Raw genomic sequence first — 21,801 nt, 5'->3', positions numbered from 1 at the left:
ACGGCACATGCCGGAGAACCGGATGCTCAGTTACCCTTATTTTGATCCCAATATGATTTCTATCGGCCCCCTGCATCTGCGGTGGTACGGCATGATGTATGTCTTCGGCGTTGTCAGCGGCTGGCTCATGGGCCGGTACCGCGCCAATAAACCGTGGAACAAGATGACGCCGACCAAGATGGACGACTTCATCACCTGGGCCGTTGTGGGCGTGGTGGCGGGCGGACGCCTTGGCTACTGCATGTTCTACAACGCCTCATACTATTTGCAAAAACCGCTGAAGATATTTGCAGTATGGGAAGGCGGCATGTCGTTTCATGGCGGCCTGCTCGGTGTCCTCTTCGCATGCTGGCTGTTCGGACGGTTCAATAACATGACCTTTACGGAAGTCGGCGACTTTGTCTCACCGCTGGTGCCTCCGGGGCTTTTCTTCGGGCGCATCGGCAACTTCATCAATGCCGAACTCTGGGGCCGTGAAACCGATGGCTGGTGGGGCATGGTTTTCCCCGGCGCAGGCCCGATGCTGCGTCACCCCTCCCAATTGTACGAGGCCGCACTGGAAGGCGTCCTGTTGTTCATCATCGTGTGGTGGTACTCCATGAAGCCCCGTCCGCGTGGTTGCGTGGGAGCGGTGTTTCTTCTCGGCTACGGCATCTTCCGCTTTACGGTGGAGTTTGCTCGCGAGCCCGATGCGCACCTCGGATTTGTGGCCCTCAACTGGATGTCCATGGGGCAGATCTTGTGCCTGCCGATGATCGTATTCGGCGTGACCTACCTGTGGTGGGCGTATCGCAATGAAAAGACCAATCCTACGATTCCGGCTGAGTTTCGCTAGGATCGAATTGAAGCTGAGAATGAAAAGGGCCACCCGGTGTAGGGTGGCCCTTTTTTATTTGATGGAAATTTCGAACAGCTTGTTCCAATGCTTGCCGGTCACGTAGAGCTTTTGCGTCACTCGGTCATACGCGATGCCGTTGGCGACGCCGGAGCTCTTGTTCAGGCGTTTTCGCAGCGGTTTCAGGTCGATGTACTTCATGACCTGTCCGGTATCAGGATCGATGACGGCGATGGTGTCCTCTTTCCAGAGGTTGGCGTAGACCAGCCCTTCCACATACTCCAGTTCATTGAGCCTGTTGATCAGACGCTCCTTGTCTTTGATGTCAATGGAGTCGGTCAGGGTGAAGTTGTCGAGGGAGTGGAAGTAGAGACGAGCCTCTCCGGAAGAGCGAATGAAGTGGCTGCCATCGTTGGTCAGGCCCCAGCCTTCGGAGGCATCCCTGCCGTGTCGATAGGCAAAAGAGCCAAGCTGGTCCAGTGAGTCGAGGGCATAGGTGAAGCCGATGCCGGACTGCCATGTGAGCATGAACAGTCTGTCTGCATGCATGTCGAGCCCTTCCGCGAAGTAGCGGGCAGGCACTGCCTGCTTCTTGAGGATGTTGCCCGAGGCCGGGTCAACAATGGCGATATAGGAAATCTCCCAGCCGCCAGACGTCTCGTAGAAAAGGCCGTCACGATAGATGAGGCCCTGCGTGGAGGTGTCGCTGTCGTGCGGGTACTCCGCCACAATGCGTGCCAGCTCCACAGGGGCTTTGGCCTGAGCGGGGATTGCCAGTAGCAGGCTGGCGATCATCAGAAATATGAAAAATGTATGGCGTATCATATTCTTAAAACGCATCTGTGGCGGGAACAGGCATCATGCCCGCGCCCGCCACAGTGAGAAGGTTGCAGAAAACCGTTTGGTGGTCATGGAAGGTGACCAGGCTCTCAACCCATGCACTATTCCTTGATGGCCTTGAGGCCGCCGAGGGAAAATTTGAGGACGTGGTCCACGAACAGTTCCAGATGGTCCTGAACGCGTGGGCGCGGCGGCGACAGGCGATCGAGGATGGGCTGGGTGGTGACGTGGTCCATGGCGAGTGCCCAGATGCTGGAGCTGGCAAAGGCGAGCACATGGTCAGGCGTGCCCGGACCCATGATGTCGCTGACAATGGCTCGGAGCTCATCGGCGCGAGTCTGCACCTGGCGGCGTACGATGAAGTCGAGGTTGTGGCTCGGCTTGGCGATTTCGCGCAGGAAGATGGCCCAACGTTGGGTGATCAGGTCGTCACCGCGTTCGTATATCTCGCTGATCAGCGCCAGAAGGTATGCGCGCAACTGCTCTTCGGGGGACAGGTTCGCGTCCGGTACGAATCGGTCGTTCTCTTCCTGAGGGAAGACCTCTTCGAGGACAGCCACATACAGGGCGTCCTTGCCGCCGTAGTGGTAGTTGACGGCTGCCACGTTGGCGTTGGCCTTTCCGCAGATGTCACGAACCGTGGCTGCATCAAAACCCTTGTCCGCGAAGACTTCCATGGCCGCGGCCAGAAGCGCATCTTTTGTGTTGACGTCAGGCGCATCGTTCATAATGATGAACTCCGTTTTAACTTTTTTGTGCTTAAAACATTTGTTTTAAACTATATCCGCCTTTATGTGAAAGTCAAGCCTTGTATTTCACCGGTATGGTACAATCCTGTCAGAGGACTTAACCGGGCGGAAGGAGATATTTTCTGTGGAGATCATACTCGCTGAAACCGCTGGTTTTTGTATGGGCGTGGACCTGGCACTTCGTCGCCTGGACAAGCTCGTCGCCGCAGCCGAGGGCCGTCCCATCTACATTCTCGGTCCCATCATCCACAATCCTCAGGTCTTGAAATGGTATGGCGATCAAGGCGTAATCATCGCCAAAGAACCCGAAGATGTCCCTTCCGGCGCTTGCGTCGTCATCCGCGCCCACGGCATCACTCGTGAGGTGGAAGAAGCCCTGCGTTCGCGTGATGTTGTCATCAAGGATGCCACCTGTCCTCGCGTGAAAAAAGCACAACTGCTGATTCGTCGGCACACAGCCGAGGGCCGCGAACTCCTGCTTTACGGCGAGGCCGATCACCCCGAAGTACGTGGCCTGGTAAGCTACGCCGAGCACGGCCACTTCCTGTTCGACTCCGAAGAAGAGTTGGACAGCTATCCGCTGGTAAAGGGCAAGTCCTACGTGCTGGCAGCCCAGACCACACAGGACCGGGTGATCTTCGACGCCATTGCCGAAAAGCTGGAAAAGAACAAAAATATCGACGTTAAAGTGCTTCAGACCATCTGCGACGCCACCAAGCTTCGCCAGAAAGAGGCCAACAAACTGGCCACCGAAGTGGACTTCATGGTGGTCGTGGGCGGCTACAACAGTGGTAACACCCGTCGTCTCGCCCAAGTGGTGACCGATCAGGGAACCCCGTGCAAACACGTGGAGACGGTCGGCGAACTCGATCTCGACAGTCTGCGTGGCTTCTCCCGCATCGGCGTCACCGCCGGAGCCTCCACCCCGCACCACCTGATCCAAGAAGTGCTCGACACCCTGAACGATCTCTAGCAGACCGTTCTCATCGCTATTTGACACCATCTTTGTTGCCACTCCAACCTCTTCACGCCGTTGATTTCGTTGGTCCCACCAACGAAATCAACCAGTTTGCGGGAATGGGGGGAAGTGCAAGGAGCAAGAAAAACTCAGGGCCGCCGCGTATTCCAATACGCAAGGGTCTGAGTCTTTCGCAGCGACGCAGCAATTCCCCTCATTCCCGCAAACTGGCAGGGGCCAGGCGGTTTTTGGGGGATGACCGGCCCCAAAAAGCTGACCCTGGCCCCGTGCTGGAAGCCCGTTCGTCCGCCGGAACCTGCGCGGGGTGCACGGCGTTTAAGTGGAGGGCAGCCGTGCCGCAGGGGGGTGCATCCTTTCCTGGTATGCGTCCGGACGGGCAACGTCCTGGGAGGAATGTGCTTTTTCAGACGCCACAGGGGCGTCGATTACACAGTAACATGACCGGAAATAGTTGGTATTATAAATTTCGTGGGCACTATACGATCCGGACAGTGCCGGACCGCAGGCAAAAAAGGGATGCTTGCCTTGGTGGACTGGCATGCTTAGTTGTACATAAGCTCATCAATATAAGTGAGGAATCATCATGGATATCAACAAGGCTCTCGCTGATCTGAAAAAAGAACCTGGGTTCACGGAAAATGTGGGCATGATTCTGGTGCATAACGGCATCGTACGTGGCTGGTCCCGTGCGGATCGTGCTGAAGTGACCGGAATCGAGATCACTCCGGATTACGAAAAAATGGAAGAAATCCGGCAGGAAATCGAAGCTCGTGAAGGCATCTTCCGGGCAGTGGCCCATGCCAACGCAGGCAAAATGGTGCCGGGCGACGACGTGCTCTTTCTGATCGTGGCCGGTGATATTCGTGAAAACGTCAAGGCCGCGCTGGCCGACTTCCTGGACCGCGTCAAGGCCGAGGCTGTGACCAAGAAGGAAATATTCGCCTAGGGGCGTCATGCATAAACTTCTCGAAGACAAGCACGGCCGCAAGGCTAGCTACATGCGCGTGAGCGTGACCGACCGTTGCAATCTGCAGTGCACCTACTGTGCGGGCGAGGGTAAGGAGTTCATCCCTCACCCTGATATCCTGCGCTATGAGGAAATCCTCGAGTTCATGGGGATGGCTGTAGACATGGGCGTGGAGAAGGTCCGCTTTACCGGCGGGGAACCCTTCGTGCGCAAAGGCTTTGCCGATTTCATGATCGCGGCGGCAGAACAGTTCCCGGATGTGGACCTGTGTGTCACGACCAATGCGACGCTCATCAAGGATTATGTGGCCCCGCTGGCTGCCGCTGGTATCCGTCGGGTGAATATCTCGCTGGATACCATGAATCCGGAACGCTTCGAGGAAGTGACCAAACGCGACCTGTTCCATGAGGTCCGCGCCAATATCGACCGGTGTCTGGAAGCGGGTATGAAGGTCAAGGTCAACGCCGTTGCCATGCGTGGCGTCAATGACAATGAACTGCCTGCGTTCGTGGACTTTGCACGCAATAATCCCGTGGATATGCGATTCATCGAATTCATGCCCGTGGGGCTGGAGACGGGTTGGGCCGACAAGGCCGTGTGGAAGGCGGACGATATCCTGGCCGAGGCCGGGAAACTGGCTTCCCTCAAGGCTGTTGAGAACGGTGACAAGCAACATGGCCCGGCTCGCATGTTCGAGATCGAAGGCGGTCAGGGGCGTATTGGCCTCATCTCTCCGTATACCAATCATTTCTGTGCAACCTGCAATCGCCTGCGTCTGACATCTGACGGCAATCTCCGCACCTGCCTGTTCTCGGACAAGGTGTATCGCTTGCGCCCGGTCCTGCGTCACCCGCAACTGGGCCTCAAGCAGGTGGAAAAAATCATCCGTAGCGCCAGCAGGCACAAGCCCATCGGCCATGATCTGCTCGAACGGATGCCAGCTGGTCAGGGCGTATGCCGAACCCGCATGGCCTCCATCGGCGGTTGATCCTCGATTTCATACCTATAAGCTCGTTATTTTTGTTATAATACACTTTTCAAACGGGCGAGGAATCCATAGGGTTAGAGGACGCAACTGTTGCTGAAAAAAGGCGACAGGATAAGTCGATAGGGAAACTCATGGCCGATTGGTTCCAAAAGATAAGTATCAAATACCGCTTGATGGCGGCTTTCACCGTGCTGTTCATACTGACCACGGGGCTTGCTGCTGTCGTGATTTATTCCACTGTCCGTGACAGCCTGGAAGATAATATCCTGCTGCAACTGGAAACCTCCACCGAGGGGATTCGGGACACTGTTCAAGTGGCTGCGCGCGTTTCCATTCGCAATCGCCTTCGGGCCATTGCCGAAAAGAACGTGGAAATCCTTCAGGGATTCAACGAGGCGGTGCAGACTGGTGAAATGAGTGAAGTGGAAGCGCGTGCGGAAGCCCGACGCATTCTTCTCAGTCAGACCATCGGTGAAACCGGCTACATTTATGCCATGTCGGGTAAGGGCATTGTGGAGATGCATCCGGCCTTGGGCATGGAGGGGCGAGATCTTTCCGAACACTGGTTGGGCAAGGTTCAAACTGGCCAGAGACAGGGGTACATAGAATACGAATGGGCTAACCCCGGCGAAAGGGAAGAGCGGCCCAAGGCGCTGTACATGATGTACTTCGAGCCATGGGATTGGATTGTTTCCGTTTCCTCCTATCGCAGTGAATTCCCCGCGCTGGTGGATATCAATGATTTCCGGTCGGTTGTGGACTCCCACATTATCGGAAAGAGTGGCTACGTGTTCATTGTCGACGCACAGGGTGACATGATCATCCATCCGTGGTTGCAGGGGAATGTGACCAACACCAAGGGAGCCAAAGGCAGCAACCTCTTCCAGTCTGTGCTGGAGCAGGGCGACGGCCAGATCACCTACTGGTGGGTCGATCCCGGTTACATGACACCGCGTGAGAAACTGATGGTGTTCCGTTCCGTCCCAGAGATGGATTGGTTCGTCTGTTCCGCCAGCTATCTGGACGAAGTGTACTCGCCACTGGAGCGTTTGAGAAACCTGCTTCTCCTGACTGGAGCTGTGGTTGTTCTGATCATTCTGCCGTTGGGGTATTACCTTGGCTCGGATATCGCCAGACCGCTCAAGGCGTTGGCTGGGAGTATGTCGCAGGCTGAACGCGGCGACCTGTCCGTGCGAGCAGATGTGAAGTGTCAGGGCGAGGTGGGCGAACTCGCCATGCGATTCAACCAGTACATGTCGCAACTGGAAGGATTTAATAACGATCTCAAGGCGGAGATCGATGAGCGCGTCAAGGCCGAGCAACAACTCAAACTGTTCGCCATGGTCTTCCATAATGCCCTTGAAGGAATTTCCATCACCGATACCAATGGCAACATGGTCGAGGTGAACCCCTCATTTACTTCCATCACGGGCTATACTCCGGAAGAAGTGCTGGGCAAGAACCCGCGTGTCCTCAAGTCCGAACACCACGATGATGATTTTTACCGTGACATGTGGCTCAACTTGCAGAAAGAAGGCCGCTGGCACGGTGAAATCTGGAATCGACGTAAGAATGGCGAGACTTACCCAGAGATTCTAAGCATTAGTTCCGTGCGTGATGAAGACGGGGAAATTTGCAACTACGTCGCAGTCTTCCACGATATCTCCGACATGAAGCTCAAGGACAAGCAGCTTGAGCATCAGGCATATCATGATGCCCTGACCGGCCTGCCCAACCGCACGCTGGCTCAGGACCGTCTGTCCGTGGCCATTGCCCACGCCCAGCGTGAGGACTTCAAAGTTGCGGTGCTGTTCCTCGATATCGACAATTTCAAGAAGATTAATGATTCCATGGGCCACGCCGTGGGTGACATCCTTATCCAGCAGGTGGGTGAGCGCCTCAAGAATGACTTCCGTGATGCGGATACCGTAGCCCGTCTGGGCGGTGATGAGTTCCTCATCGTGGTGGAACATGTGGAAGATGAGCGTGAGGTCATCGAGTTGGCAGATCGCCTCATGGCTGTTTTTGCCGAGCCGTTTGTCCTCGTGAATGAGGAAGTGGAAGTTACCCCGTCCATAGGCGTGACGCTGTATCCTGATGATGGTGAAGACGCTGATATCCTGATCAAGAATGCTGACATGGCCATGTACCAGTCCAAGGCCAAGGGCAAGAACGTCTATTTCCTGTTTACCCAGGAGATGAACGACCGAATCTCACGTCGCCTCAAGCTGGAGAGCGACATGCGTCAGGCTATCAAGGATCGTCAGTTCACCGTTTACTTCCAGCCCAAGATTCATCTCAAGACCGGTACGGTTATGGGCATGGAGGCGCTGGTGCGCTGGGCCAAGCCCGACGGCACCATTGTCAGCCCCGCGGATTTCATTCCCCTTGCGGAAGAGACTGGCCTCATCGTGCCCCTTGGCGAGTTCGTGCTGGAGACCTCTTGTCAGGCCATGCAGCTTTTGGATGGTGTTGGCTGCTCGGATATCACCGTGTCGGTCAACCTGTCGCCGCTGCAGTTCGAGCAGGAAGATCTGGTGGACACCGTCATTGCCAATCTCGAACGCAACGGCCTGCCCAGCAAGAAGTTGGAGTTGGAGATCACGGAATCCACTCTTATGACCGATATCGAGACTTCGGTGGAAAAGCTCAACCTGCTGTCAGCGCGCGGTATTTCCATTGCCATCGATGATTTTGGTACCGGGCATTCCTCGCTGTACTACATTAAGAATTTCCCCATCAATGTGCTCAAGATCGACCAGTCCTTCGTGCGTGACATGACGGACGACATGTCTGATGCGCAGATCGTTGAGACCATCGTGCTCATGGCGCACAACCTTGGCGTCAAGGTGGTGGCCGAAGGAGTGGAGACCCGTGCCCAGTTGGAACTGCTGGAAGCCTACGGGTGTGAGATGGTGCAGGGGTATTACTACAGCAAGCCGCTGCCGCTGGAAGACGTGATCGTCTACCTGCAGAGCAAGATGGCCATCTGCCACGAGTACGTAGATTAAAGGCCTCTAGTCGTCGTCGGGCAGTTGCTGCTTGATCGCCAGAAATTCATCCAGATTATTCACAAAAATATCGACCAGATTCGGATCGAACTGCGTTCCCTTGTAGTCTTCCAGATAGTTGAGAATGTCGCTGAGTAGCCATGCGTCCTTATAGACGCGGGTGGTGGCCAGTGCGTCAAATACGTCGGCGATCATGGTGATGCGACCTGCCAGGTGGATCTCTTCTCCCTTGAGGCCATGGGGGTAGCCTGTGCCATCCCAGCGCTCATGGTGCTGCAGGGCGACAGTGGCGGCCATCTGCATAATGGGTCTGTTGGAACCCCGCAGGATTTCATAGCCGATGAGGGTGTGCCGCTTGATGATGTCGAATTCGTCTGCATCCAGTTTTCCGGGCTTGAGCAGTACGGAATCGGGAATGCCGATCTTGCCCACGTCATGCATGGGCGATGCGAGCTTGAGGCACTCTGCATCTTCTTCGGACATGCCGGCCTTGAGCCCTAGCAAATAGGAATACTCAGCCACACGGCGGACGTGGTTGGCGGTCTCTGACGAGCGGGTTTCCACCACCTCGCCCAGTGTGAAGAGAAGTTCGCGCTGGGTTTCCGTGATCACGGAGTTGAGGTCGATGTTGTCAAAGGCCACAGCAATGTTGGCCGAGAAAATTTCAATGAGGGTACGGTCGTTGTCGCCGAGCTTTCTGGGAGTGGTCATGTAGATGACGTTCTCGGAACCGCTTCCCGTTCTGAAGTAGCCCACGAATGACTCGCCGCTGAAAAAGCTCTTCTTTTGCTTCAGGGCCGCGGCGATATCCTTGCGAGCCTTTACATCGGCAAGGGATTCCACGGAGGCGCCCTGCATGTTCTTGTACTTGCCTGTGGAGGCAATGACCGTGAGTTCACCTTCCTGTTCGGCAGCCGCCAGACCGGACATGCGTGCGTACACGCTGGACTGGTCAATGGTCAGTGTGGACGCAAGCTGTGTCAGGACGCCCGAGGCGAAATCGCACAGGGATTGCGTCTTGAACATGGTGGGGGAGGCTGCCACGATCTGGGCCAGCCCCATGCGGTTCTGCTCGATGGTGCGGATATCGCGGTAGGAGCGGATGGCCGTGGTTACGGTGGTGGTCAGCTTGAGGGAGGTCAGCTCCGACTTTTCCTTGTAGTCGTTGATGTCGTAGCGAACGATGACATCCTTTTCCGGGGCTTCGCCCGGCTGACCGGTGCGCAGGATGATGCGGATCATCTTGTTGCCCTGGTCGTGGCGAATCCAGTCTGCCAGATCAAGGCCTGCCTGCGGGGTCTCCATGACAACGTCCAGCAGGATGACTGCGGTGTCTGGGTGTTGCTTCAGGAGTTCGCGGCCTTCATCGGCTGAGTAGGCGCTGAGTATCTCAAGGCCGAAGCCCTCGAACTCGTAGTCCGTGAGCACCATGGAAGTGACCTTGTGGACGAATTCGTCATCGTCCACCACCAGCAGCTTCCACTTGGCTTCCAGTTGAAGTGGGCTCTCGTCAGTCTCATCGGCGAAAATCAGTTCATCATCCATAGCTTATTCCAGTGTTGGACGGTCAAACCGTTTTTTCGGACAGGGGCATAGTGATCGTAAATTCAGTTCCCTTGCCCGGCTCGGACGTCATGCGGACTGTGCCGCCCAGAGTCTGCGTTACCGTGTTGAACACGATGTGCAAACCAAGGCCTGTTCCGCCTTTTTCTCTTTTAGTAGTGTAGAAGGGCTCAAAGGCCTTGTCCATGGTATTATTATCCATGCCTTTGCCATCATCCTTGAAGGTGAAAACCAGTTTGTCATTCTCCACCGTTCCGTCCATGACAATATGGCCATAATCGTCTTCATCGTATGCGTGGATCAGTGCGTTGACCAGCAGGTTGGTGATGATCTGCATGAAGGCACCGGGATAGCTGTCTATCTCGATATCCGGGCAGTGGTTTTCGATAACGTGGCCTGTTCGCTTGTATTTTGGCCGCAAGCTGAGCAGAGCCTCGTCCACGTATTCGCGGAGGTTGAAGGGGCGTCGCAGTTCCGAAGACTGGTCGGCTGCGACCTGCTTGAAACTGCGGATGAGTTCGGCAGCCCTGTTCAAGTTGGTCATAAGTGTCTTGGACGACTCGGTCCCGGTCTCTATGAACTTCTCCAGGTCCGACTTCTTGAGTTCTCCCTGATCGAAGCGCTTTGCCATGTCCTTGAGGTTGTCACTCAGGAAGGAACCGGCTGTGACGCCCACTCCCAGCGGGGTGTTGATCTCATGGGCCACGCCCGCAACCAGACCACCCAGTGCCGCGAGCTTCTCGGACAGAATCAGCTCCTCCTGTGTCTGCTTCAACTGGTCAAGAGATTCCATCAACTCTTCCTTGGCCGCAGCAAGGCTTGCGGTGCGCTCTTCCACCCGTTGTTCGAGCTCCTCATTGAGCTTTTGCAATTCGTCCTGAGACTTTTGCAGCGCCTCATTGTCTTCCTTTCTGCGGGTGATATCTACGGCCAATGTGAGCACGGCGGGCTCATCAGAGTCGGCAGGCGTATACGGGAGTCGAGTCGTTTGCAGCCAGTGGATCGAACCGTCAACGAAGTGATACGGCTCCTCCATTTTTACCTGCGGAAAACCGTTGTCAAAAACGACCATGTCATCCTCGCGGATGCGCTCCATCTCTTTTGCGTTGGGGTGGACGTCCGAATGCAGGGAGCCTGTCAGTTCATCCACGGTACTACCGAGGCTGTCCGCCATGGTGCGGTTGATGAGGAGGAAGCGTCCCTCGCGATTTTTAACGTGAATCATGTTGGGCATCAGATCAATGACCTGACGCAGACTTTCCTGGTTCCGCTTGAGCTCCCCGGTTCGTCGTTCAATGCCTCGCTTGAGCACCCGGTTGAAGTAGAGCAGGGCCAAAGTGATGATGGCGGCCACGACAAAGGCCATCAAAAGGTACGGAATCAAGTCGCCGTTGGGCGTAATGAGATCGTCATGGGCCGCGGCGGGAAGGGCGCAAGAGAACAGAGCTATGATGGTGGTCACTGCCCCTGTCATGATCCTGTTTCCCTTCATTTGCGGCATTGGTTTCTCCTATTTGATACCCAGGTCGGCCCGGTGCATGGGAACGCCTGTCTTGCCTTTCTTGTCCTTTCTGCGGTCCAGCAGGTAGACGCGCTCAGTCAGGGCTGGAGCCTTTGTAATCATGTGGTTCTTCACTGCGGCTGCACGCAGACGCGCCAGCTCGTTCAGGTCATCATCCGTGACCACGATGCGGTCGAGGATGAACTTCTCCATGACCTCAACCGGCTGGCGGTCGGTCATGAACAGGGTCGTAGGCTTGATGCCTTCCGGGTCAGGCTCTTCCTTGTATGCCTCGAACAGGAATTCTTCATATTCTTCGGGCGGCACGGTGACGGCGTCGACCGTGGTGGCCGCCCGTTCCTTGCGCGTCAGGGAGTTGTATTTCTGCTGCTTGAGCTTGTTCTCGAAGATGACGCTGACCAGCCCGCGCTTGTCGGCATCCGGGTCGATGACGCCATCCACTTCCAGCTTGAGCTTTTGACGCTCGAGCATGGCCTTGATGGTGGTGTCGATCTTCTTCAAGCCTGCCTGGTCCAGTTGGTGGCGGCCCGGTTGGAAGACCACGAAGTCCATGTCCTGCCCGCCTCCGCCAAAGATGGAGCCGATCAGGGAGAAGGGAGATGCCAGAGCCTTGACGAACAGGGACGCGATGGCCTTGAACACGATGCCGCCGATGCGGAAATCCGGATCGTTGAGCTTGCCGCGAATGGGCAGGTTCAGCTCTATGTCGCCGTTGCTGTCCTGCAGCAGGGCAAGGCCGAACTTGACGGGCACGTTGGGTGCGCCCGGTCGTTTGTCCTTGGGGCCGAGGACCAATTGTTCGATGAAGAATTTGTTGTCCGCCGTGAGAATCCAGTTTTCTGTCTTGAAGTTGACGTCTGCGTAGAGTCTTCCCTTTTCAATGGGGTAGGCCAGATTCTTGATGGTGTAAGGACTCAGCGGGACCAGCTCCATGCCGTTCACGGCGATGGTGAGGTCAGAGTACATGGGCGTGATAACGGGATTGACCACACCCGTGACTGACATGGGAGTGGGGCCGATCTTGGCGCTGAAATTCAGCTTGGGCCGCGCCTCCTTGGTCTGGGCGATGTCTACCAGCCCCAGCTTCATGTCGCTGATGGTGGTGAAATAGGTCGGTTCCACCGAGGCGTCGCGGTAGATGACGTGTCCCTTGTCCATGGTCACGGTGCCGATGTCGATGGTGTCGAAGAACGACGGCTCAGGAGCAGCTTCTTCAGTGGATTCAGTTGCCTTGGCTTCTTCTTTCTTAGTAGATTTTTTAGCTTTTCCCTTTTGGGATTCGTCTTTCTTGTCCTTGTCGGAGACAGGAGGTGGTTCCGGAATGCCAAAGGCCCGGCGCAGATTGAGGTTGCCCTTTTCATCGAAGTCCACGACCACGCGCGGTCCTTCCAAGTGAATATCTGCCACACCCAGTCGATACGGCTCGTTGGAGAACCGGAGATTGGCCAAAGTAAGGGCATCAATACCGGCAAACTCGCCTTTGCCCCGGTTGTCCTTGAGTTGGACCTTGTTGAGAGAGGCATTGCCCTGAATGGCGAATTTTGGGGTGTCGCCGCCTGTGAATTTGTACTTGAGATCCGTGCTCGCCGTACCGCTGGCAAAGAGGAGTTGCGTGAACTCGCCAAGATGACCGTCCAGTGGCCGCAGGCCCATGCCGCGCATTTGGAGTCGGCCGTCGGTGGAGAGCGGGTCGGCCGTCAGCTTGCCAGCTACGGACAGCGTCCCCTTGCCGCCCCAGTGGGTGGATACGTCATATGTCATGGTCGCGCCTTGTCGGGTGCTCACGTTGTCCACATCCACCTTGAGAGTGTTGATGGACAATGTGGCCGGATTATTGAGGGAGAAATCCTTGTAGGAGGCCGCACCGCCTGTCATGCGTACCCGGTTGACCGTGGCGGTCCACTTGGGAACTTCGGCTTCGGCGACCTTTTCCTCGGCGACGACGTCCTTGTCCTTCTGGAACAGTTTCACCAGATCAATGTCGCCGCGCTTCTCTTTCACCAGCTTGAGCATGGGATCGTTGATGCGGATTTCATCCACCAGAACGTCCTTGGCCTTGAGGTCGAACTTGGCGCCGGAAAGGGCCAGTTCGGTCAGCCCGAAGCTGGGTTCCTTGGCGTCTGGCTTGGACAGCGCAAGGTTGTTGACGGTCGCAGTGGAATTGTTCACGGCCAGATCAAAGTCTCCGTTGACAGCTTGGAAATGGAGTTCTGCATCACAGCCCACTATGCCGGAATTCACCGTCATGGGGAGGCCCTGTGCGAGGTAGGTGTGGAAAGTGGGAAGCGCAAGATCTTTCAGTTTCAGCCGGGCTTGCCCCTTCAAGGGGATAAGGGTGACGGTGCCGTTCAGAGACAGGTTTTCCTTTTCACCTATGGACGCCGCGATTCGGCTGGGCGTGTCGCCATCGGTGGTGATGGCATTGCCAGTGAAATTGAAGTTTTTGAACGTCCGCTGGAAGCCGCCGGGAACAGCCCGGTCGTTCCAGTCCAGTTCGCCTTTCTCTATGGAAATCTCGTTCAGTGTGACCTTGAACGGCGCATTGTCCTTGGCTGCCTCTTCCTGTGGGGAAGGCGGAAGGCTGTCTCGTTCAGGATCGGGCGTTTCCGGGAAGTATCCGGCCCAGTTGATGCTGTTGTTCTTGTTGCGGATCAGTTTGAAGTACGGCGTATTCAGGGTCACGTCCTTGAACACCAGCTCCTTGTCGCCAAGGGAGAATTTCTCCATCTCAAAGGAGAGCTCCTTGAGAGAGAACACTGTGCCGTTGTTCGGGTCGTCGAGCGCCAGATTGGTAAGCTTGCCGCCGCCACCAAGGAAGAGCTGGACGCGCTGGGCGTCGGGCCGTTCGAAAAAGAGGGAGATGTCCGAAGTGAACCTTCCCTGTTTTAATTGCAGTGGAGAATTGATGGGTACGTAGCGCCAGTATTGATCGAGGTTCACGTCGACTGCGCCCAGTTGGAACTCGGTACGCAGGGAGTGGTCAAAGGGCAGAGTGCGGCCAGTCAGTTCCACGGGGTCGCCGTTGACCACGGCCGTAAATTTGGGCTGGGTGAATTCCTTGCGCAGGTCAAGAAAACTGGAGGTGAAGGGCACCAGCAGGTTGAGGTTAGAGATGACGTGCTTCTTGGCGTGGGGGCGATCATCAAAGACGATGGTGGCGTTGGTCATCTCGAAACCATAGAGGGAGAATGGGAAGACAATGTCCTCCTCGGCCGGAATGTCTTTTTCCTTTTTCTTGTTCGGGTCAGGTTTGCCGAACAGATCGGAGATGGAATATCTGCCGTCGCCGTAGAACGTGACGTCCACAGCCAGGTCGCGCAGATGGAGGTAGGAGATGACCGGCGCGAATTTCCAGATGGTGGCGATACCGGGGCGGGCCGTGAAGGAACCGAGCGATGCGAGATTCCCGTCGCCATCGAGTTTTTCGATTTTGACCCCGGCTACCTCGATATGCAGGGTCAGGGGATTGAAGTAGACCTCCTCCACCGAGGTCTCGCGGTTGAGCGCCTTGTGTGCCTGATCGATGATCACGGATTTGAGTACAGGCGGGAGGACGAAGAAGCCGATGAGGACGTATGCAATGAATGAGGTGAGTACCCAGAAGCCGATACGTCGGAGCTTTGGTGTGCCGAAGGGAATTTTATCAAGGAATGTCAGCATGCTTATCTCAGTCGGTCGAGTGTTTCAAAGTGGATGGACCATATCTGATTTTTATCCTATCCGCCACATCGCTACTATTATTAACTGTACTCCGATGAGGTCGGAAATCGAGTGATACAAACGGTCAGAGAGTGATTGTTAACGAAGTGTGACCCTTTTATAAATTTTGATATAGAGCTCTGTTTACTGGAATGAGTAGTGGCACTTATGCTATGTCCTCGTAGAGGGGGTTCACGATGAAGATATTCGAGGACAGACTAGGGAGCGTGGAAAGCCTGCGGGAAACCGTGGCTCAGGCGCTGGAGTGGGAAGGCACTCAGAGTTTGTTCATGCTGGTCTGTGATGGAAACGGATACACACCCGAACTGATTGATCCGCTGTTGAACGAACTGGATGTTCCGGTCTTTGGCGGTGTCTTTCCTATGGTCACTCGCGGGACCGAGCAGTTGAGCAAGGGCAACCTGGTGGTTGCGCTGAGCGAGCGGGCTGTGGTGTATCGTGTGCCCGGGACGGATGATCCGGAAGCTGACTTTGAAGAAATGCTGGACGAGTTGGTCGGGGATGAAGACGAGTTCGGCACCCTTATGGTCTTCACCGATGGTTTGTCATGTGGCAATACGCGTTTCGTCGACGCTCTCTACAATATTTTTGGCCTTGAAGTGAACTACGTGGGAGGTGGTGCCGGCGCCCTCTCTTTGAAGCGTGTTCCCTGTGTCATCTCCAATGAAGGTCTACAGTTGGACACGGCCGTATGCGCAGGTTTTCGCATGCGCAGCGGCGTGGGTGTCTGTCATGGTTGGACCACCATAGATGGCCCCTTTCAGGTCACCGAATCCGAAGGGAACACGATCAAGTCGCTGGACTGGCGTCCTGCCTTTGAAGTGTACCGTGAAGTGGTGGAAGCCCACTCCAACACCCAGTTCATTTCCGTTCCCTTTTTCGACATTGCCAAGGCATACCCTTTCGGCATCGCCAAGATGGGTGCCGAGCGCATTGTCCGTGACCCCGTCACTCTTGATGGTGATCGCAACATCATCTGCGTTGTGGATGTCCCACAGGGCGTATCCGTAGATATCATGCATGGTGATGACGATAGCCTGATTCAGGCCGCCCACGGTGCATTGAAAAAGGCTCAAGCCAATTTCCCCGATGACGCCTCTCCCAATCTGGCCTTGGTCATGGACTGTCTGTCTCGCGTGCTCTTTTTGGACGAAAAGTTCGGTGACGAGTTGAAGACCATGGTGCCTGAAAATATTGAATGCGTGGGCGCTTGCTCTCTGGGCGAGATTGCCAACAGTGGTAAGGATTATCTGGAATTGTACAACAAGACCGCCGTGGCCGCCCTGTTGGAGGACGCGTGAGCTCATTCACTCGTGAGCGCATATTCTATGAGATAGCCATGTCCATCGGCAACAGCCTGGACCTGGAAGTTATGCTCAAGCAAGGTCTCTCCACTTATCTGCGCAAGATAAATGGGTTGGCTGGAGCTGTTCTCCAGAGTCGGAAGGATGAGTCCGGGCGTACCTCTTTCGATGTGGTTTATGCCATCCCCCGGCGTATGCGTCGCAATAGCGCGGTGCAGCATGGGCTTGATCGAATTCCGTCGGGACTCGACGAAGCAGAGCTGAAGGCCTTTTTGGCGGAGCTGCCCAAGCAGGACGGTGCCGGAGAATACAAGCGCTATCTCATGGACTTACCTGGGTTCGGCCTGCTTCTTTTAATCAAGAGTGCGCCGGGGCTCTCCCTGCCGGAGCTCAAGTCTCTGGCTCCGCTCAATGCCAAGCTCGCATCTGCTTGCTCCTACTGCGTGTCCAACACCCGGTTACAGCAGGAGATCAAGGAGCGAAAGGCTGCCGAAGAAAATTATCATTCCATCTACAAGAATGCTGTATGTGGCATTTTTCGAAATACCTTGGATGGAAGACCGCTTACGGCGAATCCGGCCATGGCCCAGCTGCTCGGCTATGATTCTTTGGAGCAGATGAGCGTTGAATTAACCAATGTCGAGAAGCACTTCTACGTTAATCTGGAAGATCGTAAGCGCTACCTTGCGCGCTTGAAGAAGTATGGCAAGGTCTCCGGGTTTGAAGTTGAATTTTATCGCAGGGACGGTTCCAGGGCATGGGCCTCTCTCTCTGCTCGCCTGGCCAAAGATGAGGAAACCGGGAACTTGTTTGTGGAGGGTATGGCCGAGGACATTACGTTGCGCCGTCAGGCCCTTGATACTTTGCGTGAGGCCAAGCGCGAGGCCGAACGACTGAGCCAGCTCAAATCAAATTTCATATCCATGGTTTCTCATGAATTACGAACCCCGCTGACTTCCATACTCGGGTTTACCCGGATTGCCGACAAGCGTATACGCGAGGTTGTCGGACACGCCAACGCCTGTCCTCCTGATGTCTTGCCTCGGTTGGAGCGGCTCATGGACAACAACGAGATCGTCATTGCCGAAGGGAAGCGACTGGCCGAGTTGATCAACAACGTGTTGGATTTGTCCAAACTCGAATCCGGCTGGTTCGAGTGGAGCATGGGGGAGGTCCCCATGACGGAGATGCTGCGGCACTCCATCAAGGCTACCGGGGTGCTGTTCTCCGACAAAGGGCTGCCCCTGCATCAGGATGTACCGGATGATCTGCCCGTGGTGACAGGTGACCGGGATCGACTCATTCAGGTCGTCATCAACCTGCTCTCCAATGCGGTCAAGTTTACGCCGGAAGGGAGCGTCAGCATCGTCGCATCCGTTGAAAACGGTAAGGTGCTGGTGAAGGTGTTTGACACCGGAATGGGCGTGCCCAAAGAGGAAGAGAACATCATTTTCGACAAGTTCCGTCAGCTCGGCAACGTGCTGACCGACAAGCCAAAGGGCACAGGCCTCGGACTTCCCATCAGTCTGGAGATCATCCAGCATCATGGTGGCGAACTCTGGTATGAGCCCAATGAAGGTGGCGGCAGCGTGTTCTGCTTTACGATTCCTGTGGAGCGGCCTAGCTCTGGCGTTTGTCTATAGGACGTGCCACGAAGATCTTGTAGAGGGACAGTAAGACGAAAAAGGTCACGAGGAGTAACATTCCTCCCTTGATCGCGTAGTCCAGATTCTCTTTGAATTCATCCCCACTGCGCTCCACCAGCGCATCAGCCCGGTCATACAGTTGATTCTGTTGAGCCGTGAGGCCGTCGATGGCCTGCTTGATGGCAGCCTGTCGTTCGGTGGACACCTTGTCGGAAAGATCGAGGATGGTCTGTTTCTGCCACAGGGTCATGCCGTTGAAGAGTGTCGTGAGGGTGGATTCCGTGTTCTTGTTCAACTGTGCGAAGAGTTGGTTTACCAGCTTGGATGTCTCGCCGCCCAGTTCTGCCGGGAGGCTCTCTGCGATCTCGGCATATCGTTCCGTAATGGAAGCCATCCGGTCGGTCTGGACGGAGATGTCTTCGGACTCGGGCTGGAACATCAACTCCAGATAGGCCAGTTTGACTTGACCGTTAATGACAAGCTGCATGCGCGACATCAGGTAGAAGGCGCGGTCAATAGCCACCTTCATGTCCTGCGCCACCACGGCTGCTTCCTGTACGCTGGCAAACAGACCGCCGGGTTTGATCAGCCTTCGCATGGAAGGTTTGAGCCCCAAATCGCCGAAGTCGTTGAATCGAACGTAGTTGACCGAAATCTGCTTCGGATGTTTTTTGCGCCATTGCTGGATAGTCTTGGCAAGCTCTTCCAGTTGTTCTCGGGTCATGACCTTGGCGGCGTCTTCCCACACCTCCTCTTCGATTTCGCGGAAGTGTTCCAGCGCAGGCTCTGCTTCGGGGCCAAGCTTGTTCACCCAATAGTCCTCCCACACCATTCGACGGAGAGAAGTAAGGACAATGAGGTCCAGCAAGGCGACGCCGGGATAGGGGCCGGACGCGATCTCCACGTTGGCTGCGATGTCGTAAACCATCATCCGGGCGGCGGTCAGACGCGCCTGTGGAGTGCCGATGCGCTCCACGATCATGGCTGCTTCGGCAGTACGTGCGTTGGTGGTGTCGGCAAGACTCATCATGGCGGCCTGCAACTGGAGCGGACCGATCTCCGCGTACTTGGGGCGGTGCGAAACAATGCTGGCGCTTTTGGCAGACCCAGGCTTCACCGACGGTATGTTCTGGAAGGCCGTGACGTTGGTTCCTTTGGTACTGCCTGCGCAACCCGCAACGATGAGGGTGGTCGAGAGGATGAATAAAATGCCAACAATCGTCCGCCAATGCATAGCCGTACCTGCCCTTGGAAAATCAAACCATTACATCACAATCCACAACATCGCATAATCACTGAAACAGAGGCAACAATCAAGTCCCTCTTGATTCGGGCAGGAGGCGGGGCGGCGCGGCGGCTAGTCGCCCATGAGCTGACGGCTGATGCTGGCGATGAGGTCGTGCTTCAGGATGGGCTTCATGATGAAGTCCGCGATGCCGATGTCTCGCAGGCGATCGAGGGATACCGCGTCCGAGAACCCGGTGCACAGGATAATGGGAATGTCGGAACGGATCTTGAGAATTTCCCGCGCCAGCTCCATGCCGGTCATGTTGGGCATGGTCTGGTCGGTGATGACCAGATCGTAATCCCGGGCGCGATGACGGAAGGCTTCCAGTGCTTCCACTGAAGAGGTACGGGTGATCACTTCAAAACCACAGGATTCGAGCATCTCGCGGCCGATGTCGGTGAGAGGCTTTTCGTCGTCCACGAACAGTATGCGGCCTTCGCGGAATACGAGTTCGCTGGTGGCTTCGGCCATGGGGCGTTCGGCCTCGGCGGTTTTGGGCAGGAAAACATGGAAGGTGGCCCCTTCGCCGGGACGGTTCTCCAACTCCATGTATCCGTCGTGGCGTTTGACGATGCCGTGGACCATGGCAAGGCCCATGCCTGTGCCTTCTCCCTGCTTCTTGGTGGTGAAGAAGGGATCAAAGATGCGATCCACCACCTGCGGGTCAATGCCGCCGCCGTTGTCGCCCACGGAGAGGCGTACGAACCGTTCGGGGCGTCCCATACCTTCGGGCGGGAGGACCGGGTCGCCCTCGTTGACGTCGGAGAGGGTCACGGTCAGAGTGCCGCCGGTGGCCTGCATGGCGTGGGATGCGTTGCCGCACAGGTTGAGCATGATTTGATGCATCTGGGTAGGATCGGCCAGCACGTTGTCCTGATCGGTCTCCATGCGGGTAATGATCTCGACATTGGTGGGCACGCTGGAGCGGAGCAGCTTGAGTGCTTCCTTGATGAGCGGGGAGAGCGTCATGGGGTGGCGCTCCTGCGGGCCCTGGCGTGAGAAGTTCAGGATCTGGTTGACCAGATCGCGGGCGCGCTTGCCTGCCCGGGAAATTTCCTTGATGCGGCGTTCCAGACCGGATTCAGCCTCGGCAGAATTCTCGATGATCTCGGCATATCCGAGGATGACGCCCAGAATATTGTTGAAGTCGTGGGCAATGCCGCCTGCCAGCGTACCGAGGGCTTCCATCTTCTGAGATTGGCGCAGTTGCTCTTCCAGCCGTTTGGGCTCGGACATGTCAAAGATGTAGCCGCGGATTTCCTTGAGCCTGCCGTCTTCGTCGTGAACGGAATCGAAGTTGGCGAGCAGATGGCGGGTTACGCCGCGAAGGGTGAGCTTGACCTCGTAATTGGTCACGCGCTCCCGGTCGTGGAGCAACTCTTCCAACGGTTCGGGGGCGCCCATGGCTGCCCAGAGCTTGAAGATGTCGGCTCCGTGTGCATCCTGAGGGGATTCAAAACCGAACAGGTTGGCAAAGGCCACGTTGCAGTCGAGGATGAGGCCATCGATGTCCGAGGCGAAGTTGCCGGTGATGTCCTTCTCGAACAGCATGCGGTACCGCTGTTCACTGGCCTGCAACTGGCGCAGTACTGCGGCGCGTTTGGATATATCAAGGCGCAGGCGGCGGTTGGCCGCGTTGAGTTCGGAGGTGCGCGCTTCAACCTTGGAGGCGAGGGTCTCGTTCAGTTCATAGAGGCGGTGCTCAAGGTTGCGCTTGGAGCACAGTGACGAGGCAATCTGCTTCAGTTCTGCCGAGCGGAAGGGCTTCTGCATATACAGCAGCTTCTCCGGCGGCATGATGCGCTTGTTGATCTCTTTCAGTGGAACACTGGCCTCGGACGAGAGCAGGACGATCTCCATGTGGGAATCGAGGGAACGGATGACCTCGGCCAGCTCGACGCCAACCATGGCAGCGGCGTCGTCGGCCATGTGTACGTCGATGAGGGCGATGGCGAACGGATCGTTATCGGCCAGAGACTGGCCCACTTCCATGAGCGCGCGGTCAGGATCGGTGAAGGTGGTCACCTCGAACACCGGGCGGTTCATGTCCGCCATGATCTCTTCCTGAGAGGGGAGCTTTGCATCGTCATTGAACAACGCCTCCAACTCCGCGGCCTCCTCGCCTTCATAGCAGAGGACGTCGCGATAGCGGGTAAGCATGTCCTCATCGTAGTCCACGGCGAGGACGCGGAAGCGTTGGGCTTCGGTCGGCAAAGATGGCTCCTTCCCGGATGTACCGGTGTAGATCAGCTTATTTATGCCAGAAACATATGGAATTCTCCGGGAAAAGGGAAGGTTTGGCTGCACGGCAAACGCCCCGGCGCGGGCAGGCGATGCCTGCCCTGCCAGGGCGTTGTGTTTCAGGAAGGGGTTGGGCGACTTCACGGGT

14 protein-coding genes are annotated in these 21,801 nt (G+C 56.1%); 7 read left to right on the top strand and 7 right to left on the bottom strand.

All coding sequences use genetic code 11. From position 1 onward, the window contains the following. The first annotated feature begins 22 nt into the window (after positions 1 to 22). Positions 23 to 835 (top strand): prolipoprotein diacylglyceryl transferase, encoded by an 813-nt coding sequence (gene lgt / locus HFN16_RS02045; protein ID WP_168889119.1) that lies wholly within the window; start codon positions 23 to 25, stop codon positions 833 to 835. A 54-nt stretch (positions 836 to 889) separates the two neighbouring features. On the opposite strand, the gene HFN16_RS02040 is transcribed toward lgt, so the two are convergent. Further along, positions 890 to 1,660 carry a glutaminyl-peptide cyclotransferase gene (locus HFN16_RS02040; RefSeq protein ID WP_168889118.1) on the bottom strand — a complete coding sequence of 257 codons (771 nt, stop codon included), beginning with the start codon at positions 1,658 to 1,660 and terminating at the stop codon, positions 890 to 892. A gap of 116 nt (positions 1,661 to 1,776) precedes the next feature. After that, positions 1,777 to 2,403, bottom strand: a complete 627-nt coding sequence (locus HFN16_RS02035) for a TetR/AcrR family transcriptional regulator (protein ID WP_168889117.1) — start codon at positions 2,401 to 2,403, stop codon at positions 1,777 to 1,779. Between the two features lie 145 nt (positions 2,404 to 2,548). On the opposite strand from HFN16_RS02035, the gene ispH reads away from it, so the two are divergent. The 4 genes from ispH (at position 2,549) to HFN16_RS02015 (ending at position 8,369) form a co-directional block, all read left to right on the top strand. Next, positions 2,549 to 3,397, top strand: coding sequence for a 4-hydroxy-3-methylbut-2-enyl diphosphate reductase (gene ispH / locus HFN16_RS02030; RefSeq protein ID WP_168889116.1), 849 nt, complete (start codon positions 2,549 to 2,551; stop codon positions 3,395 to 3,397). Positions 3,398 to 3,986: 589 nt separating this feature from the next. After that, complete coding sequence (locus HFN16_RS02025; protein ID WP_168889115.1) at positions 3,987 to 4,349, top strand: molybdenum cofactor biosynthesis protein MoaE; 363 nt, start codon at positions 3,987 to 3,989, stop codon at positions 4,347 to 4,349. A 7-nt stretch (positions 4,350 to 4,356) separates the two neighbouring features. Continuing rightward, on the top strand, positions 4,357 to 5,358 hold the full coding sequence (gene moaA / locus HFN16_RS02020; protein ID WP_168889114.1) for a GTP 3',8-cyclase MoaA: 1,002 nt from the start codon (positions 4,357 to 4,359) through the stop codon (positions 5,356 to 5,358). 131 nt (positions 5,359 to 5,489) lie between these two features. Beyond that, positions 5,490 to 8,369, top strand: a complete 2,880-nt coding sequence (locus tag HFN16_RS02015) for an EAL domain-containing protein (RefSeq protein ID WP_168889113.1) — start codon at positions 5,490 to 5,492, stop codon at positions 8,367 to 8,369. Between the two features lie 6 nt (positions 8,370 to 8,375). Here the strand turns inward: HFN16_RS02015 and HFN16_RS02010 are convergent, their stop codons facing one another. Genes HFN16_RS02010 through HFN16_RS02000 form a run of 3 tightly spaced genes read right to left on the bottom strand, consistent with a single transcriptional unit; the run spans position 8,376 to position 15,114 of the window. Next, a complete protein-coding gene (locus HFN16_RS02010) occupies positions 8,376 to 9,914 on the bottom strand; it encodes a response regulator (RefSeq protein WP_168889112.1) in 1,539 nt (512 codons plus the stop codon). 22 nt (positions 9,915 to 9,936) lie between these two features. Then, positions 9,937 to 11,433, bottom strand: a complete 1,497-nt coding sequence (locus HFN16_RS02005) for an ATP-binding protein (RefSeq protein ID WP_168889111.1) — start codon at positions 11,431 to 11,433, stop codon at positions 9,937 to 9,939. Between the two features lie 9 nt (positions 11,434 to 11,442). After that, positions 11,443 to 15,114 (bottom strand): DUF748 domain-containing protein, encoded by a 3,672-nt coding sequence (locus tag HFN16_RS02000; protein WP_168889110.1) that lies wholly within the window; start codon positions 15,112 to 15,114, stop codon positions 11,443 to 11,445. A 236-nt stretch (positions 15,115 to 15,350) separates the two neighbouring features. Between HFN16_RS02000 and HFN16_RS01995 the strand changes: the two genes are divergently transcribed. Both HFN16_RS01995 and HFN16_RS01990 read left to right on the top strand, forming a co-directional pair. Further along, positions 15,351 to 16,475: an FIST N-terminal domain-containing protein gene (locus HFN16_RS01995; RefSeq protein WP_168889109.1), complete on the top strand. Its 1,125-nt coding sequence runs from the start codon at positions 15,351 to 15,353 to the stop codon at positions 16,473 to 16,475. After that, positions 16,472 to 18,121: an ATP-binding protein gene (locus HFN16_RS01990; protein WP_168889108.1), complete on the top strand. Its 1,650-nt coding sequence runs from the start codon at positions 16,472 to 16,474 to the stop codon at positions 18,119 to 18,121. The genes HFN16_RS01995 and HFN16_RS01990 overlap by 4 nt, the downstream gene beginning before the upstream one ends. On the opposite strand, the gene HFN16_RS01985 is transcribed toward HFN16_RS01990, so the two are convergent. Further along, positions 18,099 to 19,358 carry a hypothetical protein gene (locus HFN16_RS01985; protein ID WP_168889107.1) on the bottom strand — a complete coding sequence of 420 codons (1,260 nt, stop codon included), beginning with the start codon at positions 19,356 to 19,358 and terminating at the stop codon, positions 18,099 to 18,101. The genes HFN16_RS01990 and HFN16_RS01985 overlap by 23 nt on opposite strands. Positions 19,359 to 19,481: 123 nt before the next feature. After that, entirely contained in the window at positions 19,482 to 21,797 is a 2,316-nt protein-coding gene (locus HFN16_RS01980) for a response regulator (RefSeq protein ID WP_247648409.1), read from the bottom strand. Positions 21,798 to 21,801 lie beyond the last annotated feature (4 nt).

This window comes from Pseudodesulfovibrio sp. zrk46 (genome assembly GCF_012516435.1).
GTDB lineage: Bacteria > Desulfobacterota > Desulfovibrionia > Desulfovibrionales > Desulfovibrionaceae > Pseudodesulfovibrio.
This window is presented reverse-complemented; position numbering and strand designations above follow the sequence as displayed.